Annotated in this window: 3 protein-coding genes; all 3 read left to right on the top strand. The window is 64.0% G+C overall.

All coding sequences use genetic code 11. The features are described from left to right. Positions 1-3,878, top strand: a 3,878-nt coding sequence (locus tag ACYQ8K_RS29740; RefSeq protein WP_459974919.1) for a non-ribosomal peptide synthetase, incomplete at its 5' end; no start/stop codon positions are given. Positions 3,879-3,943: 65 nt separating this feature from the next. Further along, positions 3,944-4,765, top strand: coding sequence for an aspartyl/asparaginyl beta-hydroxylase domain-containing protein (locus tag ACYQ8K_RS29735; RefSeq protein ID WP_459974917.1), 822 nt, complete (start codon positions 3,944-3,946; stop codon positions 4,763-4,765). Positions 4,766-4,775: 10 nt separating this feature from the next. After that, the coding region (locus tag ACYQ8K_RS29730; protein ID WP_459974915.1) for an MFS transporter at positions 4,776-5,284 on the top strand (509 nt) is incomplete at its 3' end.

The raw sequence follows: 5,284 nt of genomic DNA, 5'->3' as shown, positions 1-5,284 counted from the left end.
TGCTCGGGCCCTCACCGATTTACAACATGGTCGCGGCGTTGCGGCTCAGCGGGCGTTTGGATGCCGAGGCGTTGGGGGCGGCGCTGGCCGACGTGGTGGCCCGCCAGGAAAGCCTGCGCACCGTGTTCCCGGCGGTCGAGGGGATACCCCAGCAGGTGGTGATCCCGGCCGAGCGGGCCGACTTCGGTTGGCAGGTCGTCGACGCCATCGGGTGGTCGCCGGCCCGGCTGCAGGAGGCCATCGATCCCACGGTGCGCCACTCATTTGATTTGGCCACCGAGATTCCTTTGCGGGCAACGCTTTTCCATGTCGGCGAGGACGAGCATGTGTTGGTGGCGGTGATGCACCATATCGCCGCCGACGGGGTGTCGATGGCTCCGCTGGTGGCTGATCTGGGGGTGGCCTATGCCAGCCGGTGTGCGGGGCAGGCCCCGGGTTGGGCGCCGTTGCCGGTGCAGTACGCCGATTACACGTTGTGGCAGCGCAGCCAGCTCGGTGAGGTGGCCGATGCCGACAGCCGCATCGCTGGGCAGTTGGCGTATTGGGAACACGAGCTGGCCGGGATGCCCGAGCGGCTGGCGTTGCCCACCGATCGGCCCTACCCGCCGGTGGCCGACTACCGCGGCGCCAGTGTGGTCGTGGACTGGCCGGCCGAGCTGCAGCAGCAGATTCGTCGAGTAGCCCGCGAGCACAACGCGACCAGCTTCATGGTGATCCAGGCCGCCCTGGCGGTGCTGCTGGCCAAGCTCACCGCCAGCCCTGATGTGGCGGTCGGGTTCGCGATCGCCGGACGTGACGATCCGTCACTGGATCAGTTGGTGGGCTTCTTCGTCAACACCTTGGTGCTGCGGGTCGATCTGGCCGGGGATCCCAGCTTTACCGAATCGCTCGATCAGGTGCGAGCGCGCAGCCTGGCCGCCTACGAGCACCAGGACGTGCCTTTCGAGCTGCTGGTGGAGCGGCTCAACCCGACCCGGTCGCTGGCCCATCACCCGCTGGTGCAGGTGGTGTTGGCCTGGCAGAACTTCGCGGGAGACCCCGGCGCCGAGTTGGCCCTGGGTGATCTGCAGGTCACGCCGCTGTCGGCGGACACCCAGGTCGCCCGTATGGACCTGACCTTTACGTTGGGCGAACGCTTCAACCAGGCCGGCGAGGCCGCCGGCATCGGCGGGTCGGTGGAGTTCCGCACCGACGTGTTCGACACCGAAAGCATCGAAACGCTGATCGCACGGCTGCGGCGAGTGTTGATGGCGCTCACCGACGACCCGTCGCGGCGGCTCTCGGCGGTGAACGTGCTCGACGAAACCGAGCATCTCCGCCTGGAATCGCTTGGTAATAAAGCGGTTTTGGCCGCCCCGTCGAGCGCTTCGGTATCGGTGCCGGAAGCGTTCGCCACCCACGTGATCCGCACCCCGAACGCCGTCGCGCTGGTGTGCGGCGGTCGCTCGATGACGTATCGGGAGCTTGATGAGGCGTCGAATCGGTTGGCGCATCTGCTGGCCGGCCGTGGGGCGGGGCCGGGACAGACTGTGGCGCTGCTGTTTTCCCGGTGCGCCGAGGCGATCGTGTCGATGTTGGCGGTACTCAAGACCGGGGCGGCCTACCTGCCGATCGACCCCGCGCATCCGGCGACTCGGATCGGGTTCGTGCTCGCCGATGCCACACCGATCGCCGCGATCACCACCTCGGGGTTGGCCGACCGGCTGGCCGGCCATGAGGTGCCGGTCATCGACGTCAACGACCCCGCTGTTGCCGCCCAGCCCACCACAGCACTACCGACGCCGGCGCCGGTACCCGAGGATCTTGCTTATGTGATTTACACCTCGGGCACGACCGGGGTGCCCAAAGGTGTTGCCATCACTCATCACAACGTCACCGAGCTACTGGGGTCTTTGGACCCGGGTCTGGCGGCACCCGGGCAGGTGTGGTCGCAGTGGCACTCCTATAGCTTTGACATCTCGGGCTGGGAGATCTACGGCGCCCTGCTGCACGGTGGGCGGCTGGTGGTAGTGCCCGAGTCGGTGGCGGCCTTACCGCAGGACCTGCACGCCCTGCTGATCGCCGAACAGGTCGACATCTTGTGCCAAACCCCTTCAGCAGTCGGCACATTGCCGCCACACGGGCTAGAGTCGCTGACCCTGCTGGTCGGCGGTGAGGCCTGCCCGGCCGAACTGGTCGAGCGGTGGGCACCCGGGCGGGTGATGATCAACGAGTACGGCCCCACCGAGACCACCATGTGGGTGGCCCTAAGCGCCCCACTGACAGCCGGCTGCGAGGACGTGCCGATCGGTGCCCCGGTGCCCGGGGCGGCGTTCTTCGTGCTCGATCAATGGCTGCAACCGGTACCGACCGGAGTGGTCGGCGAACTATATGTCGCCGGCACCGGGGTCGGGGTCGGCTACGTGCGCCGCGCCGGGCTGACGGCGTCGCGGTTTGTGGCCTGCCCCTGCGGACAGCCCGGACAGCGCATGTATCGCACCGGGGATTTGGTCAAGTGGGGTGCTGATGGGCAGCTGCGCTACCTGGGCCGCGCCGATGAACAGGTCAAGCTGCGCGGCTACCGCATCGAACTCGGCGAAATCCGCGCCGCCCTGGCCGGGTTGGATGGGGTGGATCAGGCGGCGGTGATCGCCCGCGAGGACCGCCCCGGCGACACCCGCCTCATCGGTTACATCACCGGCACCGCCGACCCGGCCGAGCTTCGCACCCGACTGGCCCAACAGCTACCGGCCTACATGGTCCCGGCCGCCATCGTGGCGATCGAGGCGTTGCCGCTGACCGTCAACGGCAAACTCAACACCCGCGCCCTGCCCGCACCCGAATACGCCGAGGGCGAGCACTACCGCGCCCCGGCCACCCCCACCGAAGAAACCCTGGCCGACATCTACGCCCACACCCTCGGCCTGGAACGCGTCGGCGTCGACGACTCCTTCTTCGACCTCGGCGGAGACTCCCTATCCGCCATGCGCCTCATCGCCGCAATCAACAGCACCCTAAACACTCACCTCGCCGTGCGCACCTTGTTCCAGGCACCGTCGGTGAGAAGCTTGAGCCAGCAGTTGGGTCAAGACGCCAGCGAAATGGAAGTAGTCCCTGTCGAGTTCCTCAAGCAGGGCACCGGCGTTCCGCTGTTCTGCATCCATCCCGCGAGTGGGCTGGTATGGCCGTATCACGCGCTGGGCAATTATTTGGACTGCCCGATCATTGGAATCCAACAAACCTCGCAAAATGGCGAGGCCGACCCTGTGTCGATCCTCGATATGGCGAAAACCTATGCCGACCGGATCCAAGCGATTGATCCCACCGGCCCCTACAATCTGCTTGGCTGGTCTTTCGGAGGCGTCGTCGCCCATGAAATTGCCGTCGAGCTCCAGCGACGCGGACGCTCAATCGCGCGTCTCATCCTTCTCGATGCTTTGCTGCTTGTCCCGAGCAGCGACGTTCTGAATAACGAGGTATTAGTCGAGAAGGCACTAGAAGAAGTTCTGCGGTTCTGCGCCATAAACATTCCCGATCAGGGCGAGCCGCTTACCTATGAGCAAGTAGAGGAACTACTCCGCGAACGAGGATTTGTCGAATTCGCCCAATACAAGCCGCTGCTCGACTTGATTATCCGAAACGACGATACCAACATCGCGTTGGCCCGAGCTCACGAACCCGGTGTTTACAACGGTGATGTAGAAATATTCTCCGCTATGGGCGACGAGGACGACCAGAGTTCGCCTACTACGCAAAGTTGGCGCCCATATGTTGCCGGCAACATTACTAGCTACCCGGTCAACTGTGCGCACAAAGAAATGATGAGTGCCGAATCGCTTAGCCAGTATGGCCGGCAACTCAAAGCGCTATTAGAAACTGAAAATGCGCGAATAGAATGACTGCGCCGAAATTGCCTTCCCGGATTTGGACAAGATCAGCATCACACTGAGAAAGGCTGAATTCCATGCAAAAACTCGAGCACGATCTGATGGGTAACGTTGTGGTGAGCGACACGCAACCGCAAGGATTCGTTTTCCGCATGCGCGTGTGGCTCTTTCGATTCATACAAAACCTGTTTTTGAGGTTTGAAAGCTTCCTTGGACGGGCCTCGACGTACGGTGACCAAGAGTTTTTCGATCCCAAGGACTTTCCCTGGGTCGAGGCGGTCGAGGCGGATTGGCGCAAGGTCCGCGCCGAACTCGATGCGCTCCTGCCCTACGCGGCGGACATACCTGCTTTCCAGGAACTCCAGCCGGCCCAGAAGGCCCTTACCCAAGATGACGGCTGGAAGACGTTCTTCTTCTACGCCTACGGACTCAAGGCGCGGGGAAATTGCCGTCGCTGTCCGGAAACAACCAAGCTCCTCAAGCAGATGCCGGGCATGAAGACCGCCTTCTTTTCCATCCTCGCGCCCGGCAAGCACCTGCCGCCACATCGTGGTCCCTGGAAGGGAGTGCTTCGCCTCCATCTCGGGCTGCTCATTCCACAGCCGGCCGAGATGTGTGCCATCCGAGTCGGGTCGCAGACCCGTCACTGGCAGGAGGGCAAGGTGATGATCTTCGATGACACCTTCGAGCACGAGGCTTGGAACCGGACGGACGGCGTACGGGTAATCCTTTTCGTCGACATCATGCGGCCGATGCGCTTCCCGGCGAATGTGCTGAACGCGTTGTTTACCTCGATTATCGCAATGCCCTTCGTGCCTCTCACCGGCCTCGCGGGTAACTATCTGCGCTGGGAAAAGCGTTTCGAGGCCCTCGTCAATCAGGGCGCCGCGGCGAAGTAGCGGTTTGAAGATGTCTACCGAACCGACCACGCTGCACCATACGAAGAATTACTTTCCGGCTTTGGTGCGGTCTCGCCGATTCGCCGTAGTTGTCGCGATCGGCGGCATGCAGCTGATGGCGTCGATGGACGGCCCCGTCGCGATCTTCGCGCTTCCCAAGATCCAGAACGAGCTGGGCCTGTCGGATGCCGGGCGGAGCTGGGTGATTACCGCCTACATGCTCACCTTTGGCGGCCTGATGCTGCTGGGCGGCCGCCTGGGGGACACCATCGGCCGGAAGCGCGCTTTCATCGTCGGGGTTGCGCTGTTCACTTTCGCCTCGATGTTGTGTGGCATCGCCTGGGACGGAAGCACGCTGATATCGGCACGGCTGCTGCACGGCGCGGCCGCGGCAATCATCGCACCGACCAATTTGGCGCTGATCGCGACCACGTTCCCGAAGGGGTCGACGCGCAATGCGGCGACGGCGGTGCTCGGCGCGATGACCGGTCTGGGCGGGGTGCTGGGGCTGGTGGTCGG

The organism is Mycobacterium sp. MUNTM1, assembly GCF_054660795.1.
The sequence above is the reverse complement of the archived record's forward strand: the minus strand, read 5'-3'. Positions and strand labels throughout refer to the sequence as shown.

Excerpts from the sequence above, each read along its gene's own strand:
- ACYQ8K_RS29735 (WP_459974917.1), top strand. The coding sequence starts at position 3,944 with ATGCAAAAACTCGAGCACGATCTGATGGGTAACGTTGTGGTGAGCGAC.